19 protein-coding genes are annotated in these 20227 nt (G+C 63.7%); 9 read left to right on the top strand and 10 right to left on the bottom strand.

The window, feature by feature from the left end; all coding sequences use genetic code 11:
* Positions 1–12 precede the first annotated feature (12 nt).
* Both EV688_RS15630 and EV688_RS15635 read left to right on the top strand, forming a co-directional pair.
* On the top strand, positions 13–465 hold the full coding sequence (locus EV688_RS15630) for a copper chaperone PCu(A)C (RefSeq protein WP_117319437.1): 453 nt from the start codon (positions 13–15) through the stop codon (positions 463–465).
* Positions 466–476: 11 nt separating this feature from the next.
* Positions 477–1547 carry a DUF2333 family protein gene (locus tag EV688_RS15635; RefSeq protein WP_117319436.1) on the top strand — a complete coding sequence of 357 codons (1071 nt, stop codon included), beginning with the start codon at positions 477–479 and terminating at the stop codon, positions 1545–1547.
* Positions 1548–1600: 53 nt separating this feature from the next.
* Here EV688_RS15635 and EV688_RS15640 read toward each other — a convergent pair whose 3' ends face one another.
* Together EV688_RS15640 and EV688_RS15645 are read right to left on the bottom strand one after the other, a co-directional pair.
* Positions 1601–1945: a pentapeptide repeat-containing protein gene (locus EV688_RS15640; protein WP_117319435.1), complete on the bottom strand. Its 345-nt coding sequence runs from the start codon at positions 1943–1945 to the stop codon at positions 1601–1603.
* 82 nt (positions 1946–2027) lie between these two features.
* Positions 2028–3029, bottom strand: a complete 1002-nt coding sequence (locus EV688_RS15645; RefSeq protein WP_117319434.1) for an adenosine kinase — start codon at positions 3027–3029, stop codon at positions 2028–2030.
* Positions 3030–3156: 127 nt separating this feature from the next.
* On the opposite strand from EV688_RS15645, the gene mrcB reads away from it, so the two are divergent.
* Complete coding sequence (mrcB, locus tag EV688_RS15650; RefSeq protein WP_117319433.1) at positions 3157–5409, top strand: penicillin-binding protein 1B; 2253 nt, start codon at positions 3157–3159, stop codon at positions 5407–5409.
* Positions 5409–5885 (top strand): tetratricopeptide repeat protein, encoded by a 477-nt coding sequence (locus EV688_RS15655; protein WP_117319432.1) that lies wholly within the window; start codon positions 5409–5411, stop codon positions 5883–5885. The genes mrcB and EV688_RS15655 overlap by 1 nt, the downstream gene beginning before the upstream one ends.
* Positions 5886–5932: 47 nt before the next feature.
* On the opposite strand, the gene EV688_RS15660 is transcribed toward EV688_RS15655, so the two are convergent.
* On the bottom strand, positions 5933–7432 hold the full coding sequence (locus EV688_RS15660; protein WP_117319431.1) for an ATP-binding cassette domain-containing protein: 1500 nt from the start codon (positions 7430–7432) through the stop codon (positions 5933–5935).
* A 176-nt stretch (positions 7433–7608) separates the two neighbouring features.
* Between EV688_RS15660 and EV688_RS15665 the strand changes: the two genes are divergently transcribed.
* Positions 7609–8229, top strand: a complete 621-nt coding sequence (locus EV688_RS15665; RefSeq protein ID WP_240624454.1) for an NUDIX hydrolase — start codon at positions 7609–7611, stop codon at positions 8227–8229.
* An 81-nt stretch (positions 8230–8310) separates the two neighbouring features.
* Here the strand turns inward: EV688_RS15665 and EV688_RS15670 are convergent, their stop codons facing one another.
* The 5 genes from EV688_RS15670 to EV688_RS15690 form a co-directional block, all read right to left on the bottom strand.
* The gene (locus tag EV688_RS15670; protein WP_240624453.1) at positions 8311–8979 is read right to left on the bottom strand and encodes a delta-aminolevulinic acid dehydratase; all 669 of its coding nucleotides are present in this window, start codon (positions 8977–8979) and stop codon (positions 8311–8313) included.
* Positions 8980–9021: 42 nt separating this feature from the next.
* The gene (gene hemB, locus EV688_RS15675) at positions 9022–10032 is read right to left on the bottom strand and encodes a porphobilinogen synthase (protein ID WP_117319429.1); all 1011 of its coding nucleotides are present in this window, start codon (positions 10030–10032) and stop codon (positions 9022–9024) included.
* A gap of 11 nt (positions 10033–10043) precedes the next feature.
* The gene (gene hemL, locus EV688_RS15680) at positions 10044–11324 is read right to left on the bottom strand and encodes a glutamate-1-semialdehyde 2,1-aminomutase (RefSeq protein ID WP_117319428.1); all 1281 of its coding nucleotides are present in this window, start codon (positions 11322–11324) and stop codon (positions 10044–10046) included.
* 92 nt (positions 11325–11416) lie between these two features.
* Positions 11417–11836: a CopD family protein gene (locus EV688_RS15685; RefSeq protein ID WP_117319427.1), complete on the bottom strand. Its 420-nt coding sequence runs from the start codon at positions 11834–11836 to the stop codon at positions 11417–11419.
* Positions 11837–11861: 25 nt separating this feature from the next.
* Positions 11862–13631, bottom strand: coding sequence for a chloride channel protein (locus EV688_RS15690; protein WP_117319426.1), 1770 nt, complete (start codon positions 13629–13631; stop codon positions 11862–11864).
* A 117-nt stretch (positions 13632–13748) separates the two neighbouring features.
* Here EV688_RS15690 and argC point away from each other — a divergent pair, with 117 nt between their 5' ends.
* Positions 13749–14780: an N-acetyl-gamma-glutamyl-phosphate reductase gene (gene argC, locus EV688_RS15695; protein ID WP_117319425.1), complete on the top strand. Its 1032-nt coding sequence runs from the start codon at positions 13749–13751 to the stop codon at positions 14778–14780.
* A 109-nt stretch (positions 14781–14889) separates the two neighbouring features.
* Positions 14890–15243: an iron-sulfur cluster insertion protein ErpA gene (gene erpA, locus EV688_RS15700; protein WP_117319424.1), complete on the top strand. Its 354-nt coding sequence runs from the start codon at positions 14890–14892 to the stop codon at positions 15241–15243.
* Between the two features lie 33 nt (positions 15244–15276).
* Here erpA and EV688_RS15705 read toward each other — a convergent pair whose 3' ends face one another.
* On the bottom strand, positions 15277–16410 hold the full coding sequence (locus EV688_RS15705; RefSeq protein WP_240624452.1) for an anhydro-N-acetylmuramic acid kinase: 1134 nt from the start codon (positions 16408–16410) through the stop codon (positions 15277–15279).
* A 4-nt stretch (positions 16411–16414) separates the two neighbouring features.
* Positions 16415–17851 (bottom strand): peptidoglycan DD-metalloendopeptidase family protein, encoded by a 1437-nt coding sequence (locus EV688_RS15710; protein ID WP_117319422.1) that lies wholly within the window; start codon positions 17849–17851, stop codon positions 16415–16417.
* 374 nt (positions 17852–18225) lie between these two features.
* Here EV688_RS15710 and EV688_RS15715 point away from each other — a divergent pair, with 374 nt between their 5' ends.
* Together EV688_RS15715 and tyrS are read left to right on the top strand one after the other, a co-directional pair.
* Positions 18226–18537 (top strand): hypothetical protein, encoded by a 312-nt coding sequence (locus tag EV688_RS15715; protein ID WP_131917700.1) that lies wholly within the window; start codon positions 18226–18228, stop codon positions 18535–18537.
* Positions 18538–18726: 189 nt separating this feature from the next.
* A complete protein-coding gene (tyrS, locus tag EV688_RS15720; RefSeq protein WP_117319420.1) occupies positions 18727–20022 on the top strand; it encodes a tyrosine--tRNA ligase in 1296 nt (431 codons plus the stop codon).
* Positions 20023–20227: the final 205 nt, after the last annotated feature.

A 20227-nucleotide genomic window follows, 5' to 3' on the forward strand; every position in this document is an offset into this window, starting at 1 on the left:
ACGAGAACTGACATGACTGCAAACCGTGCGCTTGCGGCTGCTGCCATACTGCTGTGGTCGGGGGTAGCGTCGAGCGACGCCATTATCAGCGGTGCCTGGGTACGGGCGATGCCTACCGCACAGAGTATGACCGCCGGATATCTTACGCTGGAAAATGACGGTGATCGGCCCATTACCGTGATTGGCGCCAGCTCGGACGCCAGCCCGCGGGTGGAGATTCACACCACGGTGAGGCGCGAGGGCATGCAGCGCATGCAGCAGGTGGAGACACTGGAGGTCGCGCCGGGCGAGCGTGTGGAGCTGGCGCCCGGTGGCTATCATCTCATGCTTCGGGACATGCCCCGCATGCCGGCGGCGGGCGATCATGTTGAGCTATGCCTTGAGCTGGATCGGACAGGCCCCGCCTGTGTGACTGCCGTGGTCAGCCGGGATGGTCCTGCCACGGCGACCCGCCATCATCATTGAGGAGCATTGCGATGAGTGACACAAGATCGGAAGCTGCAGCGCCAAAGCCCGGTTTCGCCCGGCGCGTGCAGGACCTGGTTGATGACTATGTGCCCCAAGGAGGCTGGCTGAAGGTGCTGCTTGTGATACTGGCGGTCTACCTGGTGGTGGTACTGGTACTCGGCGTCCTGTGGAGTGCGGCGCCCGAGCCTTTTGATGTCAATGCGCGGGTTACGAAATACATACCCCGCGGTGCCGAGGCGCCGCCCACCGGTGCCGTTACCACCGCCGCGCTGATTGGCGTGGTGGAAACACTGCTCGAGAAGCGCGGCGGGTTTCTCTACAACGACAGAATGCCCCCCGGCGTGTATCTGGACAACATGCCCAACTGGGAGTACGGGGCGCTGATTCAGGCGCGTGACCTGGGGCGCGCCATGCGCGAGGTGTTGAGTCGTTCGCAGTCCCAGTCCAAGGAAGATCCGGATCTTGCGATCGCTGAGCCGCGCCTGAACTTCCAGACCAACAGCTGGCTGTTGCCGGCGTCGGAATCCGAGTATCGCGATGGCCTCAAGTATTTCCGTCGCTATCTTGAACGTCTGACCCAGCCCGAAAACCCCGATGCGGACTTCTACGCCCGCGCCGATAACCTGCGCGACTACCTGTCCATGGTCAACTCGCGGCTTGGCAGCCTGTCACAGCGCTTGAGCGCCAGCGTCGGTCAGCGCAGCCTGAGTACCTCGCTGACCGGGGATCCGCGGGCACTGCGATCGACACTGGCGGATCCGGAGCAGGACGTGAAAACGCCGTGGGCAGAGCTTGACGACGTGTTTTTCGAGGCCCGGGGCTCTGCCTGGGCGCTGCTGCATTTCCTGCGTGCGCTGTCTGCGGACTTCGAGGACGTGCTGGAGAACAAGAACGCCACGGTCAGTCTCAAGCAGATCATCCGCCAGCTGGAGCCCACCCAGGACGCTATCTGGAGTCCGATAATCCTCAACGGGACCGGCTTCGGCTTTCTCGCCAATCACTCGCTGGTCATGGCCTCATATCTTAGCCGCGCCAATGCGGGGGTCATCGATTTGCGCAACCTGCTCGACAGTGGCTGACAGGCCACTGACGCTGCTGGCCAGCCCTTAGGGGCCAGCAGCGTCCGGGCAGCTCAGCTCCGGCGGTAGCGCATGCGCGTGCCGGTATCCAGGGACAGCCTGATTTCCTCAGCGGTCAGCTCCGCGGGAAAGTAGGTGCCCGACAGCTTGGCATCCAGAAGGCTCGCCCCTTCGAGATTGGTGGTGCGAAAATCGATGCCGCTCAGATCAGCGTTGCGAAAGTAGGCGTTGGAAAAATCGAGTCCCGAGGCATTCATGTTGCGCAGATCCCGGCCCCGGTAATCGCCACTTCTGAGCTCGCTGGTGTCCAGGCTGTCGCGCTGCTCATTGAAGCTCTTGATGTCTTCCTGCCGCAGTAACTGGTATAGCGGATCGGTCTTGATCTCCGGCTTCTTCATGCTGCTCCTCTCTCACTGCCATCAGGTAATGACTCTATGTCACGCGCTACGGGTTGGGTAGCCCGGTGTGCGTTAGCGCCGGTCAATCGCCAAAGAACTCCCGGCGCAGTGCCGCGTAGTCGTGCGCGCGCAGTCGCGGACCGTACTGGGCGACAATGTTGCCGGCGGCCAGGCTGGCAAATCGACCTGCCGTCGCAAAGTCCTCGCCGCGGGTAATGGCGTAGAGGAAGGCGCCCGCAAACATGTCGCCGGCGCCGTTGCTGTCGACCGCCTTGACCCGATGCACGGGGATCTCTGCCAGGGCAGTGCCATCAAAGCACACGGAGCCCTCGCCACCGCGGGTGATAACGAATTGCCGCGCCGTGCTGCGCAGGCGCTCGCTGGCGACGTCGAGCGAGTCAGCGCCCGTCCAGCGGCATGCCTCGGCCTCGTTGCAGAAGACGAGGTCGACACCGTCCCCCACCATTTCCGCCAGACCGTCGCGGAAGTGCTCGACGATGCCGGGGTCGGAAAAGCTGATAGCGGTGCGCACGCCGGCGGCATCCGCCAGCTCCCGGGCGCGGATTGCCGCGGCTCGACCCGTGGGCGAGGTAACGAGGTAGCCCTCCATGTACAGGTACTCGGCGTTTTCCAGGGCCTGTGGATCCAGCTGCTCGATCGAGAGTGCCTCTGACACGCCGAGGCAGGTGCTCATGCTGCGCTCGGCGTCCGGCGTGATGAGTACCAGGCACTTGCCGGTGGCGCCGCTGCAGCGGTCGCCGCGCAGGGGATGATCCACACCCGCCGCCTCGAGGTCCGACAGATACAGATCACCGTCGGCATCGTCCGCCACGTTGCAGCTGAGGAAGGTGGGGCCGCCGAACAGCGCCGTGGCGATCATCGAATTGCCGGCGCTGCCGCCGCTGGCGTGGTTGGCCTTGATCAGGTGTCCCTGCAGCCCATTGAGCAGTTCCTGCCGGCGCGCGTCGTCGATCAGGGTCATCAGGCCCTTGTCCACGCCGAGTCTGCCCAGTTCCTCATCGCGAATCTGTATCTCCGTATCCAGCAACGCGTTGCCGATGCCATAGACTTTGTATTTCTTCATTCCGACCTCTGGTGCCTGTAGTTGCACCGCATTATCCCGGTGCGGGGGGCGCTTGAACAGCAGTCGGTGACGATAGATCGGTTATGGCCTACGTGGGAGGCGATGATCTGCTGTAAACTCGCGGCCTATGACCCGTACCCGCCGACCGCTGCTGAAACTGGGCATTGTCCTGTTACTCCTCGCCGCCATTGCCGTGGCGTTTCTGGATGCGCGCATCACCAGCACGTTCAGCGACAAGATGTGGGCGCTGCCGGCGAGAGTCTATGCGCGCCCGCTCGAGCTGTTTGTCGGTGCGCCCCTGCGACCGGAGGAGCTGGCCCACGAACTGCAGCTCCTGGGCTATGCTCCGGTGCGTCGGCCGGTGCAGCCCGGGCAGTTTGCGCGCAATGGTGAACGCTTCGACATCCATACGCGCGGTTTCGCCTTCCCCGGTGAAACGGAACCCGCAAGACAGGTGAGCGTAGCGTTGGCCGGTGGCAGCGTGGCCGGTCTCACGGCGGATGACGCCGCCCTCAACCTGATGCGCCTCGATCCGCTACAGATCGGCGGTATCTATCCCGGCCACGGTGAGGACCGCATCCTGCTGCGGCTGGAGGAAGTGCCGGACACGCTGATTGGCGGCCTGCTCGCGGTAGAAGACCGTCGTTTTTTCCAGCACTGGGGCTTTTCACCCTTTGGCATGGCGCGGGCGCTGTTGAGCAACCTGCGTTCCGGCCGGGTCGTCGCCGGCGGCAGCACGATCACGCAGCAGCTGGTCAAGAACTACTATCTCACCCCCGAGCGTACGCTGACGCGCAAGCTCACTGAACTGGTGATGGCAGTGCTGCTGGAGGTGCATTACGAGAAAACGGCGATTCTCGAAAGTTACCTGAACGAGGTCTACCTGGGGCAGGAGGGTCCGCGCGCGATTCACGGGTTTGCGCTGGCGGCGCAGCATTACTTCCAGACGCCGCTGGAGCAGCTGGGACTGCACCAGCAGGCGCTGCTGGTGGGGATGGTCAAGGGGCCATCCCTGTATAACCCCCTGCGCCATCCAAAGCGCGCCACCGAGCGGCGCAATCTGGTGCTGGATGAGATGGCCGAGGCGGAAGTGATACCGAAAGAGGCCGCGATGGTGGCGCGTGCGATGCCCCTGGGCGTGAGCCGTCGCGACCGCGTGCGCGATGCGTTTCCGGCGTTTCTCGACCTGGTGCGCCGCCAGCTTGACGAGGAGTATCGCGAGGAAGACCTGACGACGCTCGGCCTGAGTATTTTCACCACCTTCGATCCGCTGCTGCAGCGTCAGCTGGAGCGCAGTTCCCGGCGGGTGATGGATGCCCTGGGGCTGGATGCGGATCTCGAGACGGCCAGCGTGGTCACCCGTGTAGACAGCGGTGAAGTGGCGGCGCTGCTCGGTGGCAGGCAGCCACGCTACGCCGGCTTCAACCGGGCACTGGACGCCCGGCGTCCCGTGGGCTCGCTGATCAAGCCGGCGGTCTACCTGACCGCCCTGGCCGACAGCGATCGCTACACGCTCGCGACGCTGCTGGACGATTCGCCGCTCACCGTGGACCTCCCCAACGGCGATGTCTGGGAGCCGCGCAACTTTGATCGAACGCACCACGGGCGGATCCCGCTGCACCAGGCGCTGGCGCGATCGCACAACGTTGCGACTGCGCGCCTCGGCATGGAGGTAGGCATTGACCAGGTCGTCGCCACGCTGCGGGATCTCGGCGTGTCCGGCCCGGTGCCCGCCGTGCCTTCGCTCACGCTGGGTGCCGGGGAGTACTCTCCGCTGACCATGGCGCGTCTGTACCAGACCATCGCCGCCGGCGGCTTCCAGATGCCGCTGCGCAGCATTCGCGATATCGTCGATGCCCGCGGTGAACCGCTGCGGCGCTATCCGCTGTCCTACGACCGCACTCTGGATCTCAGGGTCGTGCACCTGCTGCATTATGCCCTGCGCGGCGTCGCCCGGGAGGGAACGGGGCGCGGCGTTTACAGCCGGCTGCCGGAAAGCTTTGATGTCGCGGGCAAGACCGGCACGACCAACGATGGACGCGATTCCTGGTTTGCCGGCTTTTCCGGCGACCTGCTCGCGGTGACCTGGATTGGCCGCGATGACAACAGCAGCACCGGGTTGACGGGCAGCAATGGGGCGCTGCCGATATGGGCCGACTTCATGGCCGAGTCGGCCCGCCGGCCGCTGGGTTATCGCATGCCGGACGGCATCCGCCTGCACTGGATTGATGCCGAGAGCGGCCTGTTATCCGCAGAGCGATGCCCGGGGGCGCGACTGCTGCCCTTCATCGAGGGCAGTGAGCCTGTGCAGGAGAGTCCCTGCAGCGGGCGCTCGAATCCCGTGCGGGACTGGTTTCAGAAGCTGTTTGGAGAGAGCTGATGTTTCAGTGTGGATGGCTGCGCAGTCTGCGCCAGGTCGCGATATTACTGCTGGTGGTGTCTGTTACGGCGTGTGCGGGTCTCGGGGAGCGGCGGGAGGCGCCGGCAGACATCAGCGACGCCAGCGGCGAGGCGGTCGACCCGGCAGGCGGCAGGGCCGGTAGCGCTGACCCCACTGCGGCCGATCCTGTGCCGGCGCCAGAGCCAGAGACCGCGCCGGTGGCGCCACCCGCGGTTGCGCAGAACGCACTGATGGTGGCGGCATTGCAGGCGCGATCTTCGGGCAACCGCTCACGTGCCGTGGCGCTGCTGGAGCGGGCGCAGCGGATTGATCCGGATAATGGCCAGCTTTACCTGGAGCTGGCGCGCACCCACTTTGACGCGGGTAACGTCGCCCAGGGGCGAGCCACGGCGGAGAGAGGTCTGCTTTACTGCCGGGGCGAGGAGTGCGGTGAGCTGCGCGCGCTGCTTGAGTGAGCCATCATTGCCCGGTCTTGCCTGGCAGAGCGGGACATGGCGGTGACTCACGCGACAGTGTTGCGGGCAACACGTTCGCAGGCTACAGTGAAACCCGGCTCGGCGGGCACGAAGCGCAGGTGCTGATTGATGCAGGCCGGCAGCGCGCCCGGCGAATGGCTGACAAACAGCAGCTGGGTGTCGGACGCGGCAACGATGTGCGCCAAAGCGCGCAGCAGCAGCTCGCGGTGATAGCCATCAAGGCCCAGTGTCGGTTCATCCAGTACCAGCATCCGCGGCGACTTCACCATGGCCCGCGCCAGCAGGACCATGCGCTGCATGCCGAACGACAGGGTATCAAAGGCCTCGTTGCGGATGGGGTCGAGCCCCAGCGCATCCAGCCATGACTGCGCGATGTCACGCTGGCTCGCGGTCCAGTCATCGAAGAGTCCCACCGAATCGAAAAAACCCGAGGTGACAACCTCGATAGAACGCATGCCGCGGCTGAAGGTGAGCTGCAGCTGTGTATCCACCAGGCCGAAGTTCTGCTTGATCTCCCAGATGCTTTCGCCGCTGCCGCGCCTGCGCCCGAACAGCTCGACATCCTGCCCGTAGGCCTTGTGGTTGTCGCCGGTGATCAGACCGAGGAGGGTGGTCTTGCCGCAGCCGTTGGGGCCGCTGATGCAGCAGTGATCGCCGACGGCGAAGGTCCAGTTGATATCGTGCAGGATTCGGGTGTCGCCGTAGCTGACTTCAACAGCGCGCAGCCTGACGAGGTCGCTGTCGCCATCGAGCGCGTATCTTCGCCCTGACGGCAGTGGCAGCGCGCGAAGCGGCAGTGGCTCCGGCCGCATGATCTGCCGTACCGCCGGGTCATCGAGCACTTGTGCTCGCGGTCCGGCGGTGACCATGCGGCCGCGATCGAGCACCAGAATATGGCTGCAGTGCTGCGGAATAGCGTCCATCTCCCGCGCCAGCAGCAAAACAGCCTGGTCGCTTTGCAGCAGTGTTTCCAGGGCTGATGCCAGTATGTCCCGACTGCCCGCGTCGAGGCCGTCCAGCGGGCTGTCCAGAATCAGCAGTCCGGGACGCGAAAGTATGGCGCTCGCCAGCAGTGCCTTGCGCATCTGGCCCGTGCTGATGTAGCGCAGCCCCCGGTCGAGGAACGGGGCCATTTCGAGTCGATGTATCCAGGCGTCGCATGCCGCGGTATTCAGCGGGCGTGGCAGCAGGTCGGCAACGGTGGTGCCGCGATCCGTCGCATCCGGACTGAATTCCGAAACATCCAGCTTGCGGTCACGGGCAATCAGCGATCGCGCCCGTTCAAAGCCGACGTAGGCGGTGCCACCCGTGATCAGCGCGCCGGATCGGTGGCAGTGGCCGGAAAAGTGCGTCTGCTCGCCGCTGATGATCGACGCGAGGACGGTCTTGCCGGCGCCATTGGGTCCGAGCAGCGCCCACTGCTCACCGGGGTTGATGCGCCAGCGTAGGCCGCGCAGCACCGGGCGAGCCCGGTAGGTGAGCGAGACATTGCGCAGGTCGAGCAGTGGCGATTCGCTTTGTGTCATCGGAGGCCTGTGGGTTTGTGACTGTCATGCTGTCTGGCAGGACGCGTGCCGGGTGTGCTCCGCGCTCTCCCGCTGCCTCGCCGATTGTACCCGCTTACCGCGTTGTGGCGGGGTGCCGGCTTGCAAGCGGCGGCCCTGGCTGGCTTAATCAGGGTTCAGTTGACTTGAACTTCCACGTGTCTGTCGCCCTCCTTCAGCTTGCCGAAGATCGCCTGGCCCGCCACCGCGCCCGTCGCCAGTGGCTGCGTCCGGTAATGCAGCGCGCCGCCGTCGCAATCATTCTCAAGGTCTTCGACGGGGAACTGCACGTGCTGATGATTCGCCGGGCCGAGCGCGCCGGCGATCCCTGGTCCGGCCAAATGGCCTTCCCCGGCGGCCGGCTGGAGGCCAAGGACGCCAACGGTTTTGCCTGCGCCTGCCGGGAAACCGAGGAGGAAATCGGCTTCAGTCTCGGGTCAGAAGATGCCTGCCTTGGCCGCCTGTCGGAGCTCAATGCCCGCGCCCGGCGGCTCGCGCGGGGACTGGCCATCACCCCGTTTGTCTTCCGGGTGGATCGGGACGTGCCGGTGGCGCCCAATCACGAGGTGGCAGAGGTGGTCTGGGTGCCGCTGGAGTTCCTGCTGGACCCGGACAACCGCAGCAGCATGCGCTGGAAGCGCGGCCGCATGATGCTGGACATGCCCTGCTATGTTTTCGGGGGCAGGCGTATCTGGGGCCTGTCGCTCAAGATGCTGGATGAGCTGATGGACCTGATTGAGGGTCGCAATCCGCGGCGGCCGGACTGGCGGCGCTACTGAGCGCCGTGTTTGCGATGCCCTAGCCCTGAGAGCCGCCTGGAGGCCTGACAGGCTGACGTCCGCGGGCCGCTACCGACGGGCTCACCGCTGGATGGAGCGCAGGAATTCCTTGGTGTCGAGAATAAGCTCTTTCACTCTGGGGTCTTCCTGGCTCGCCTCGAGCACAGCGTCGTCGCCGATACGGCCGTTGACGTGCGCATCTATCAGGTCCAGCAACACCGGCGTCATCTCCGGCTCGCGGGCCCAGCGTGGCGATTTGACCAGCGCGCCGCTGACCACGTTCCCGCTCAGCTTGAGCCAGTAGCCGCCGCAGCTCGACAGGAGGTAATCGCCCTTGCGGCCGTAGCTGATATCGGGGGTATTCGGATCGAATCCGTCTTCCGGAACGCTGTCAATGCGCTGCAGCGCCATGACCCAGGTACTGCCCACGGGGAACAGCTCCCGCTCTGGCCGGCAGTAATCCCTGGCCTGCAGCCACACCCGGACCTCCTGCAGATAGTCCGGCCCGCGCAACACGCGCGAGATATCGATATCGATCGAGTTGCCCCGGCCATCGCTCACCGCCCCGGTCAGCACGAGATCTGCTTCCGGGTGCACATCCACAAAGGAGCCACGCCACAGGCAGGCGCAGTCTGCATAAGACAGGGGCGCGTACAGGGCCAGCAGCATAGCGGCGCCCAGCGCAGGCCCGCCAGCGGCGGCAGCGGCTCCGACAAGCCAGCGCCTGATCGTCCACCTTGCTGTCGACATTACCCCGCCACGCTGCGTTATTGCCCGCATGACTCAGCGCCGTCAGCCCTGCAGCAGGCGGGCGGCCGCCAGGGCAAAGTAGGTGAGAATGCCATCGCAGCCGGCGCGCTTGAAGGACAGAAGCGATTCCAGCATGACCGGATCGCGCTGCAGCCAGCCGCGCTCGAAGGCCGCCTCGTGCATCGCGTATTCGCCGCTGACCTGATAGGCAAAAGTCGGTGCCTTGAGCTCCTGCTTCACCCGCTGCACGATGTCGAGGTAGGGCATGCCGGGCTTGACCATGATCATGTCGGCGCCCTCGGCGAGATCCAGCGCGCACTCGTGCAGCGCCTCGTCGCTGTTGGCGGGGTCCATCTGGTAGCTGGCCTTGTTGCCGCCCTTGATGTTCCCGGACGAGCCCACGGCGTCCCGGAAGGGGCCGTAATAGCTGGACGCGTACTTCGCGGCATAGGCCATGATCAGGGCGTTATGGTGGCCACCGGCCTCCAGGGTCTCGCGGATTGCGCCGATTCTGCCATCCATCATGTCGGAGGGCGCCACGATATCGGCACCCGCCGCTGCGTGGGAGAGCGCCTGTTTCACCAGTACCTCGGTGGTGACATCATTCAGCACGTAGCCCGTGTCATCGATAATGCCGTCCTGCCCGTGGGTGGTATAGGGGTCGAGGGCAATGTCGGTCATGATGCCGAGTTCTGGCAGTGCCGCCTTGAGTCCGGCGACGGTGCGCTGCACCAGGCCATCCTGGCTGTAGGCCTCTTCCGCGTGCAGGCTCTTGCGCTCGGCGGGCACCACGGGGAACAGGGCGAGGGCGGGAATACCCAGTCCGTGTGCCTCGCGCGCCAGCTCGATCAGCAGGTCGACACTGAGGCGCTCCACGCCGGGCATGGAGGGCACGGCCTCGCGCTGCCCGCTGCCCTCAAGCACAAAGACCGGGAGAATGAAGTCCGCGGGCGAGAGATGACTCTCGCGCACCAGGTCGCGGGCGAAGGCACTGGCACGCAACCGGCGCATCCGGGTGAGGGGAAAGGCGCCTCGCTGTGAACTGAAACTCATGCCGGCCTCCTTTACAGTGACGCGAAGGCGGTGCGGGCCGCCGCGATTGTTTCCTCGATATCCGCATCCGTGTGCGAGGCCGACATGAAGCCCGCTTCGTAGGATGCCGGCGCCAGATACACGCCCAGGTCGAGCATCTTATGGAAGAAGCGGCCGAAGGCCTGGGTGTCGCAGGCCATGACATCGGCGTAGTTTTCCACCCGCGGTTTATCAGTAAAGAAGCCGCCGAACATGGTGCCGGTGTGATTCGTGGTAAAGGGCACACCGGCCGCATCCGCCGCCGCCTGCATGCCCTCACAGAGCTCGCGGGTATGGGTAAACAGCGGCTCGTAGAAGCCCGGCTGGGAGATGATGTCCATGGTGGCCAGACCCGCCGCCATGGCGATCGGGTTGCCGGAAAGCGTGCCCGCCTGGTACACCGGTCCCAGTGGGGCGATATGCTCCATGATGTCGCGCTTGCCGCCGAAGGCGCCGACAGGCATGCCGCCGCCCACGATCTTGCCAAGCGTGGTGAGGTCGGCCTCGATGCCATAGTGGCCCTGGGCGCCGTGGGTACCAAAGCGGAAGCCGGTCATGACCTCGTCGAGAATGAACACCGCCCCGGATTCATTGCACACTTCGCGCATGGCCGTGAGGAACTCGGGTTTCGGCAGCACGCAGTTCATGTTGCCGGTGACCGGCTCAACGATCAGGCAGGCAATGCGGTCGCCATGTTCGGCAAAGGCCTTGCGCAGGCCCTCGACGTCGTTGTAAGTCAGCGTCATGGTGTGCTCGGCAAGGCAGGCGGGAACGCCCGGCGAGCTGGGGACCCCCATGGTAAGGGCGCCGGAGCCCGCCTTGATCAGCAGCGAGTCGGAGTGGCCGTGGTAGCAGCCCTCGAATTTCACGATCACGTCGCGCCCGGTATAGCCGCGAGCCAGACGGATGGCGCTCATGGTGGCCTCGGTGCCGGAATTCACCATGCGCACCAGATCCATGTTGGGCATGATTTCGCAGAGGCGGTCAGCCAGCTGGATCTCCAGCTCGGTGGGCGCACCAAAGCTCAGTCCTTTTTCAGCCTGTCGAACCACGGCCTCGCGTACGGCGGGGTGGTTATGTCCCATGATCATCGGCCCCCAGGACAGCACGTAGTCGATATAGCGCTTGCCGTCGGTATCAAACATGTAGGCGCCATCGGCGTGATCGATAAAGACCGGCGTGCCGCCGACGGCACGAAAGGCGCGTACCGGAGAGTTGACGCCGCCGGGAATGTGGGCGCTGGCGCGCTGGAATAGCTGTTCGGATGAGCTCATGCTGTCCTCAATGGGTTGGCGAATGATGCATCAGCGGATGCGCTGTGAGCGTGAATTATGCGGCTTGTGTGGTGGCTTCGCCAACTCGCGCGTTAAAAGGGCTTGAGTACTGCGAGGAACACAATGCCAAACAGGAACAGCACAGGTACCTCGTTGAAGAAGCGGTAGAAGACGTGGCTGTGATGATCGCTGTCGGCGTTGATGGCCTTGACGTAGCGACCACACTGGAAATGGTACACCACGAGGAAGGCCACGCCCGCAAGCTTCAGCCACAGCCATCCCGCATTCAGGTAGTACTGCGGCGCCAGGCTGATCATGCCGACGCCGAAGGCAATGGCCAGCACCATGAAAGGTGTGACAAAGCGGTACAGCTTGCGCGCCATCACCGCCAGCTGCTGGCGGGTAGCGCTGTTCTCGCTGGCGGCGAAGTAGACGAAGATTCTGGGCAGGTAGAACAGGCCGGCGAACCAGCAAACGACAAATATGATGTGAAAGGCGCGCAGCCAGAGCATGCGTTGTCTCCTCGGTTCTGTGACTTCAGTTCTGTGAATTGAGCCGGGCCAGCGAGAAGTGTTCAATACCCTCACGCGTGACAACTCCCCTCAGGTTGCGTGTCCCGCGGGTGGTCCGGCTGTAGATGCAGGCGGTCTCGACCGTGCTCTGGCGCATCGCATCCAGCGCCTCGCGCAAGGTCGCCTGTTCCGACAGGCGCGTGGTGGTCCAGCGCCGGATATCGGTGGCGGCAAGGTCCAGTGCCGCCTCGTCATCGTCTGCCGATGACGCCGACGAAGGCTCGTCCTCCGCCTGTTGCTGCTCGGCCCAGGCCAGCAGGTCAGAGCCGTTGAGCAGGAACAGGTCCTCATCCTCCCGCTGTATCAGGCACCAGGTTGGCACCTGCAGCGTCAGCGCGCGCAGGGCACTGGCAGTCACAAGAACGGGCACGTGCACAACGCTCGTGTCCATGCTCAGCGTGGCGTCCGTGCGATGCAGGAACTGGTCGAGCGGGCCATTGGGCACGCGTCGCTCCAGCTGGCGCATGATGCTCTCGTGCACGGAGCGCTGCCGGAACAGGGCGACATTGGTCAGGTTGGCCACTACGATGGCGAGCAGCGCCGGTACCGCAATGGACGTGCTCTGCGTCAGCTCGACCACGGCAAGGCTTGCTGCCAGCGGCGCACCGACCACCGTGGCCATGCAGGCTGCCATGCCGATCGTGACGTACAGCGCAGGGTCCGAGCTGAGCTGAGGCATGAGATTGCCGCCGAGGTGCCCCAGAAGCCCGCCGACGCAGGCGCCGATCAGCAGGCTGGGGCCGATCAGTCCCACCGGTAGCCCCAGCCCGACGCTGACACTGGCGGTAAGCAGCTTTGCCGCAGCGAACATTGCCAGCAGCCCGAGAGGCCAGCCGCCGGCGATGATGACGGCCAGGCTGTCATGGCCCATGCCGAGAACCTGCGGTACCAGCAGGCCGGAAACGCCGGTGAGCAGGCCGGCCAGGCTGAAGCGCATTATCACAGGCCAGGCGGTGAGCCGGGCCGAGAGGGTGCTGAGCCGGATAAACAGGGCGCCGACGCAGCCGCAGCAGAGGCCGACCACCAGTACAAACGGCATTTCCCAGAGGGAGGCCAGCTCGCCGCTGGCAAGCTGCATGGCCGGAAACAGGCTGCCGATACCCTGGCTTACCGCGGCGGCGGTCACGGCCGCGAGCATGACGGGCAGGAAGCCGGCGATGGTGTACTCCATCAGCACGACTTCCATGGCAAAGATCACCCCCGCCAGCGGTGTATTGAAGGCCGCGGCAATGCCACCTGCGGTACCGCAGGCGATAAGTACTCGCAGACTGCTGTGGGGCAGCGCCAGTGCCTGCCCCAGGAGACTGTTGATGGCGCCGCCGAGGTGCACCCCAGGGCCTTCACGACCCCCCGACTGACCGCTGGCCAGCGCCACCATGCCGCCGAAAAACTGCACCAGCGCGTTGCGCAGTGGCAGAACGCCGTAGTGGGAGTGCAGGCGGCTGATCAGGTGGATCAGGCCGACGTCGCGATCCTGTGGGCGCAGCAGGCTGAACGCGACACCGAGGGCGATGCCGCCCAGTGTCGGCAGCGCGAAGATCCACAGCCGGGGCAGGGTTTCAAATGTCTCGCCGCGGTTGACCTGCCAGAGGCCGGCGAGGCCGTGGATGGCGTATTCGAAGGCAATGACCGCGAAGCCCGATGCCAGCCCGCCGACGATGCCGAGAACCGCATAGGCAAACGCCGACTCGTAGCGGCGTAAGGAGCGTCTGTAGGGTCCCAGCGAAATCTGCACGGCAGCTCAACAACAGGCCAAAAATTGGATGATACCAGTTCCCCCTGTAACATTTGCTCTTATACTGGCCTCACACACCGGCCAGGCCGATGTGACTGTCAGCAGAAAGGAGGTGTGATGATCAAGGTTGGAATCGTCGGCGGCACGGGCTACACCGGCGTGGAGCTTCTGCGGCTTCTCGCCAGTCATGACGAGGCACAGGTGGTCGCCATCACGTCGCGCGGCGAAAACGGACGGCGTGTCGACAATCTGTTTCCCAATCTGCGTGGTTACTACGACCTGGCGTTCTCGGATCCGGATATCGAGACCCTGTCAGCCTGCGATGTGGTGTTCTTTGCGACGCCGCACAATGTCGCCATGCGTATGGCGCCGGAGCTGCTGGCGGCGGGGTGCCGGGTGATCGATCTGTCCGCCGATTACCGCCTGCGTGACCACGAACGCTGGTCGCAGTGGTACGGCGAGCCCCATGCGAGCCCCGAAACGCTCGCCGAGGCCGTATACGGACTGCCCGAGTTCAATCGTCACGAGGTGGCGAAGGCGCGTCTGGTGGCGTGCCCGGGGTGTTATCCCACGGCGATACAGCTGGGCTTCATGCCACTGCTCAAGGCGGGGCTGGTCGATGCAGATCACCTCATCGCGAGCGCGGCGTCGGCGGTGAGTGGCGCCGGTCGCCAGGCCAAAATCGACAATCTGCTGCCCGAGGTGTCAGACAGCTTCAAGGCCTACGGCGTCAGCGGTCACCGGCATCTGCCGGAACTCGAACAGGGCCTGGGTGACATCGCCGGCGCTCCGGTGCATATGACGTTCGTGCCGCACATGCTGCCGATGATCCGTGGTATTCACGCAACGCTGTTCGCCAGGCTCAGCGAACCGACCACCGATGTGCAGGCGCTGTTCGAAGATTTCTATGCCAATGAGCCCTTTGTCGATGTGCTCCCGGCCGGCCAGTATCCGCAGACGCGCACGGTACGCGGCGCCAATCGCTGCCAGATCGCGGTGGAAGTGCCGCAGGGCCGTGATACGGTGGTGGTGATGGCAACCGAGGACAATCTGGTCAAGGGAGCCTCCGGACAGGCGATCCAGAACATGAATATCCTGTTTGGCCTGCCTGAAACCCTGGGGCTTGTGCAGCTCGGCCTGCTGCCGTGAACGGCGCTGATGCCGGCACTGCATGGATGCAATAGTTGACTGAAAAGGTCGGACTTCCCATAATCAGGCCCAGGCAGTCTCATTTATCTTTGCTTATCCGGTGTATTCAATGACAGTAGCAGCCGCATTTGACCCCACCACGATCACGCTGTCCGACAGCGCGGTGCGCAAGGTGCGCGAGTTAGTGACCGAGGAGGAGAACGGCGATCTCAAGCTGCGGGTGTTCATCACCGGTGGCGGCTGTTCGGGGTTCCAGTACGGGTTTTCCTTTGACGAGGAGTCCGCCGACGATGACACCGCGATCGAGGTCGACGGCGTCACCGTGGTGATCGACCCCATGAGCTTTCCCTACCTCGCGGGATCCGAAGTGGATTATCTCGAGGGTCTTGAGGGCTCCCGCTTTGTGGTCAATAACCCCAACGCCACCACCACCTGCGGCTGCGGCGCCTCGTTTGCTATCTGATTCCTGCCGTCAGGCTGCCTGGCGCCCTCCCACTCAACCGGTGGCACCCGGATAGACCGCTCCCAGTACCCGCAGCCCGGCAGCACCGGTCACTTCCGGTGCATTTCCCGGTTGGTTGCATAAGCGCTGATGCGCCAGCCAGGCAAACGCCGCGGCCTCAACCCAGTCCGGGTGCATGCCCAGAGACGCGGTGGTGTCGAGCCGTGCCGGCTGCAGAAGGCGGTACAGGCGTCGCATGAGGTCCGCATTGTGCGAGCCGCCCCCGCAGACGTAGACCTCCTGTGCGGCAAAGTCCGCCGCCTCCAGACTCCCGGCTATTGAGCGCGCGGTAAGTTCCGCCAATGTTGCCTGTACATTCCGGGCATCTATGATCGGCATCGCGCTCAGCCTGGACTGCAGCCAGTCCGCGCTGAAGTGTTCGCGACCCGTGCTACGGGGCCCGGTGCGCGAAAAAAACGGATCTTCAAGGCAGGCTTCCAGCAGCTCCGGGTCCACCGATCCCTCCGCAGACCACGCCCCGTCCGCGTCGTAGGCGGCACCGGTGGCCCTGTGTGCCCAGTAATCCAGCAGCGTATTGCCGGGGCCGCAATCAAAGCCGCCCCTCAGAGTCAGCCCGTCAAGCAGGGTGGCATTGGCAATGCCGCCGATATTGACGATGGCTCGCCGTGTGCCTTCCTGCGCAAACTGGTCCCGGTGAAAGGCCGGCACCAGCGGCGCGCCTTCACCTGCCGCGGCGATGTCGCGGCGGCGGAAGTCGGCTACCGTGGTGATGCCGGTCAATTCCGCGATGGTATTCGGATCGCCTATCTGCAGGCTGAAAGCGGCGGCGCTGTCGCCGGCAACCCCCCGGGGGCGATGGCGCACCGTCTGGCCGTGGCTGCCGATGGCGGCAACCTCGCGCGTAGCGAGGCCGGCGTCTTTCAGCAGCGCCAGGACAGCCTCGGCGAAAGCGCGGCCAAGTCGTCGATCCAGTTCGCCAAGGCGGTCGATTTCATTCTCACCTGGTGCGCAGAGTGCCGCGATGGCCGCTTTCACTGTGCCATCGAGGGGTTGGCTGCGGGTAGCGGTCAGCGAGAGATTGCCGGTCGCGTCGACGTGCAGCAGTACGGCGTCGATGCCGTCGGCGCTGGTGCCGGACATCAGGCCGACATAGCGCTGGTCCGTCACGTGACTATTGCGCCGCCTGTTCGCCCTCGCTGTCCTGCGCAACGGGTGCTGCCATGGCAAGGCGTGAGCCTGACTGCAGCTGTGCGAGCTGCTGTGCGGCATTGGTGATGGTTGCGCGGAACTCCGGCAGTTCGGCTGCCGCGAGCGATTTTGCTTTCGGCAGCTGTTTGTGAATCGTGCGCGGATTGCGGTGCACGCCGCTGACAAGGAATTCGTAGTGAAGGTGTGGTCCGGTGGCGGCGCCGGTGGCGCCCACGGTGCCGATAACCTGACTTTGTACGACTTTCTGACCCTTGCTCACCTTGCGCTTGTGCAGGTGCAGGTATTTGGTGATGTACTTCTCGCCGTGCTGAATGAAGACGTAGTTGCCGTTGGCGCGGGTGTAGCCTGCCTCGATGACGCGCCCGTCTCCTGATGCAAACACCGGCGTCCCCCGGGGCGCAGCGTAATCTGTCCCACGGTGCGGGCGTGTGGTCTTGTAGATGGGGTGCTTGCGAGCCAGATTGAAGTCTGAACTGATACGGGTGAAGTCGACGGGCGCCATCAGGAAGGCCTTGCGCATACTGACCCCTTCCTCGTTGTAGAAGCTGTCTCGCCCGGAGCTGTCCCGGTAGCGGAACGCGTTGAAGGTCTCGCCGCGATTGGTGAAGGAGGCTGCCAGGATACGGCCATCCGACAATTTATCACCATCGAGGTAGAGCTCTTCGTAAAGGACATGCATGGTGTCGCCACGGCGCGGGTCGAGAACAAAGTCGATGACGCCGCCGAAAACGTTGGCCAGCTCCATGATCAGATTGCTGGACAGGCCGGCATCGCGGCCGGCAAGAAATAGCGACGACTCTATTTCGCCAGATGCCCAGGCCTGACGTATCTCGGGTTCCCTGGCGAGCCTTTCACTGGAAAATCCGCCATCCATGCGGCGATAGATCACGCTTTGCAGAGGGTCTATCACGTGTCTCACGGCGCTCAGGTTGCCGTCGTCATCTGACAGGAAGGCGAGAGTCTGTCCCGGATAGATGCGCTCCAGTGCCTTGCCCTGGGGCGCAGTGTTGACGATATCGTAGACGTCGCGATCCGTATGTCCGGCGCGTTTGAACAGAACGGACAGGTTGTCGCCGCTCTGGATAATGAGCTCCCGCCAGGCGGGCGCGTCCGCAGGAGTGGCGAGTGCTTCCGGGATGTCCAGTGGGGCGCTGCCGGCGGTGCTGCTGGCAGCAACAGCACTGTCTGTGGCTGCCGTCTCACCGGAGGTGCCATCGATCAATTCGATGTCCGTCGCGATTGCACCCGGTCTGTTGGCTTCGACGTCACCGCCGGGGGCCATCAGCGCGGTGATCGCCACGGCAACGGTAATGCCAGCCAGTCCCAGCAGGTGCGTGTGGCTGACCCGTGACGGTTTTCTCAAGGGCGTGGCCCCGCGTGCGGGCTTGTGTGAAAACATTCGGCACATCCTGTCTGGTCGACTTACCAGTATATAAAAATTATGGCCGGTGACTACAGTTATGCGTCAGCCTGGCTGCACCAATGTTGTGCATTTCTTGCGAGCCAGTCGCCCAGTCTCACGCCATTGCAGTGAGGAGCCGCAGGGCAGAGGGGTAGTCCTATCCCGCGAGTCGTTGCTGAGTGTTACTTTGCGTGACTTCCGGTAAGCTGCAGATTTCCCCTGTCGCGCAAAAATGAGGCGGTTTGTGCATCAAATTGGCGCGAAACAGGGGCTTGCGTCAGGTTCTTTTTGTGGGAATATAGGTAACGCTTGGGTAACGGTTGTTCCCCGGGCGACTGTTCTGACTGTTTTTCTCAAAGGAGATCTGTCCCATGAAGCGAACTTTGATGGCCTCACTGTTTGTCCTTGCCTCCGCCAGCAGCCTGGCTGACTGCATTGCGCCGTTGCCGCGCACCCTGCCTGCGATACCCGATGGAAGCTCCGCCAGCGCCACGGTTATGGTGCAGGCGGGCGAAGACGTACGGACTTATGTGCGTTCGCTTGAGGCTTACCTGGATTGCCGGCGCTCGCTGAACCCCCTTCAGCACAACTATCTGGTAGACAAGGCGGAGACGCTGGCTGCTGCTTACAACGAAGAACTTGCGAACTTCTTCGGTCGCGAAGACATGCTGGCGAACAAGTAAGCCGGCGCATCGCTGGCGCTTCCACACTGCCGCAATATAATGATAAGCGCGGTCTTTTTTCCTTCACATTGACCGGCTGGCACATGCTGTCAGGCAGACACCTCCCGTGTGTTGAATTGGCAAGCATCTACGGTTTCTGTATCTTTCGCGCTCCCTCGAATGGTGTAACAACGAAGGCGGTTGCCGGTAATGAGTACTGAGCTCTTGAAGGATCTGCGCGCGCGCGGACTGGTGTTTCAGATCGCGGGCGAAGAGGCTCTGCCCGCCTGGCTGGATGCGGAATCGCGGACCCTGTACTGCGGCTTTGATCCCACGGCTGATAGCCTGCATATCGGCTCGCTGGTTCCGCTTCTCATGTTGCGCCGGTTTCAGCTCGCCGGGCACAGGCCGCTTGCCCTGGTCGGTGGTGCCACCGGTATGATCGGCGACCCCAGTTTCAAGGCGCAGGAACGGCAGCTCAATACCCCGGATGTCATTGACGGCTGGGTTGGGCGATTGCGGGATCAGGTCAGTCGCTTTGTCGACGTTGACGCGGGAGCGTGCTCTGCCGAGATCGTCAATAATCTGGACTGGACCCGCGGGCTCGATGTGCTGACCTTCCTGCGGGATGTGGGCAAGCACTTTTCTGTTAACGCCATGATCCAGAAGGAGTCGGTGAAACAGCGACTGGACCGGGAAGGGAGCGGTATCAGCTATACCGAGTTCAGCTACATGATCCTGCAGTCCTATGATTTCGCCGAGCTCAATCGCCGCTACGGGTGTGGGCTGCAGATTGGTGGCTCCGACCAGTGGGGGAATATCACGGGCGGTATTGACCTGACACGGCGCATGAATGGCAGTACCGTGTACGGCCTCACCATGCCGCTGGTCACCAAGGCCGATGGCACGAAGTTCGGCAAAACCGAATCCGGCACCGTCTGGCTGGATGCGGCGAAGACGTCCCCCTACGCGTTCTATCAGTTCTGGCTCGGCACATCGGATGCGGACGTCTATCGGTTTCTGCGCTATTTCACCTTTCTCGACGTCGACGTCATCGCCCAGATAGAGAAAGAGGATGCGGCGGGTCAGGGGCGGCCCCAGGCGCAGGGAATTCTCGCGCGCGAGGTCACGCGGCTCGTGCACGGTAACGACGGCCTGTACGCCGCCGAGCGCATCACGCGGAGCCTTTTCGACGGCGACCTGAAGGCGCTGTCTGCTGCGGACCTGTCTCAGCTGAAGCTGGACGGCCTTCCTTCCTCTTCGCTGTCCAGAGCCGACCTTCCCGAAACCGTCACGCAATTGCTGACGGAGGCGGGCATGACGCGCTCGGGCAAGCAGGTGAAGGACGCCCTGCTGAGCGGCGCGGTATCCGTCAACGGAGAGGCGTTGGGCTGGGCTGACAATGGATCACCGGCGGCATGTCTTGCGTCGGAGCGAGCGCTGCACGGCCGCTTTTTCGTCGTTCGCCTGGGCAAAAAGAAGGTCCATTTGTTCGATCTGACCTGAGTGCGTGGCAGCAAACAGACATTTTTTTCAAAAATGTCAGAAATAGTTGTTGTCAGGTCGCATTCCATCGGTATAATGCGCGTCCCGGTTGAGGCATAGCCCACCGGGAAAAACCTGCCCCTGGCGGTCAGGTGTTAGTTAACAATCAGATGAAGACAGATGTGTGGGCACTTGTTGGGATAGTTGCTGATGACTATTCAGACAC

Origin of the sequence: Chromatocurvus halotolerans (assembly GCF_004340525.1) — a bacterium.
GTDB lineage: Bacteria > Pseudomonadota > Gammaproteobacteria > Pseudomonadales > Halieaceae > Chromatocurvus > Chromatocurvus halotolerans.

Excerpts from the sequence above, each read along its gene's own strand:
- EV688_RS15635 (WP_117319436.1), top strand. The coding sequence starts at position 477 with ATGAGTGACACAAGATCGGAAGCTGCAGCGCCAAAGCCCGGTTTCGCC.
- hemB (WP_117319429.1), bottom strand. The coding sequence starts at position 10,032 with ATGAGTTTCAGTTCACAGCGAGGCGCCTTTCCCCTCACCCGGATGCGC.
- EV688_RS15660 (WP_117319431.1), bottom strand. The coding sequence starts at position 7,432 with ATGACACAAAGCGAATCGCCACTGCTCGACCTGCGCAATGTCTCGCTC.
- EV688_RS15640 (WP_117319435.1), bottom strand. The coding sequence starts at position 1,945 with ATGAAGAAGCCGGAGATCAAGACCGATCCGCTATACCAGTTACTGCGG.
- mrcB (WP_117319433.1), top strand. The coding sequence starts at position 3,157 with ATGACCCGTACCCGCCGACCGCTGCTGAAACTGGGCATTGTCCTGTTA.
- tyrS (WP_117319420.1), top strand. The coding sequence starts at position 18,727 with ATGAGTACTGAGCTCTTGAAGGATCTGCGCGCGCGCGGACTGGTGTTT.
- EV688_RS15685 (WP_117319427.1), bottom strand. The coding sequence starts at position 11,836 with ATGCTCTGGCTGCGCGCCTTTCACATCATATTTGTCGTTTGCTGGTTC.
- argC (WP_117319425.1), top strand. The coding sequence starts at position 13,749 with ATGATCAAGGTTGGAATCGTCGGCGGCACGGGCTACACCGGCGTGGAG.
- hemL (WP_117319428.1), bottom strand. The coding sequence starts at position 11,324 with ATGAGCTCATCCGAACAGCTATTCCAGCGCGCCAGCGCCCACATTCCC.
- EV688_RS15630 (WP_117319437.1), top strand. The coding sequence starts at position 13 with ATGACTGCAAACCGTGCGCTTGCGGCTGCTGCCATACTGCTGTGGTCG.
- EV688_RS15655 (WP_117319432.1), top strand. The coding sequence starts at position 5,409 with ATGTTTCAGTGTGGATGGCTGCGCAGTCTGCGCCAGGTCGCGATATTA.
- EV688_RS15670 (WP_240624453.1), bottom strand. The coding sequence starts at position 8,979 with ATGTCGACAGCAAGGTGGACGATCAGGCGCTGGCTTGTCGGAGCCGCT.
- erpA (WP_117319424.1), top strand. The coding sequence starts at position 14,890 with ATGACAGTAGCAGCCGCATTTGACCCCACCACGATCACGCTGTCCGAC.
- EV688_RS15645 (WP_117319434.1), bottom strand. The coding sequence starts at position 3,029 with ATGAAGAAATACAAAGTCTATGGCATCGGCAACGCGTTGCTGGATACG.
- EV688_RS15710 (WP_117319422.1), bottom strand. The coding sequence starts at position 17,851 with ATGTTTTCACACAAGCCCGCACGCGGGGCCACGCCCTTGAGAAAACCG.
- EV688_RS15715 (WP_131917700.1), top strand. The coding sequence starts at position 18,226 with ATGAAGCGAACTTTGATGGCCTCACTGTTTGTCCTTGCCTCCGCCAGC.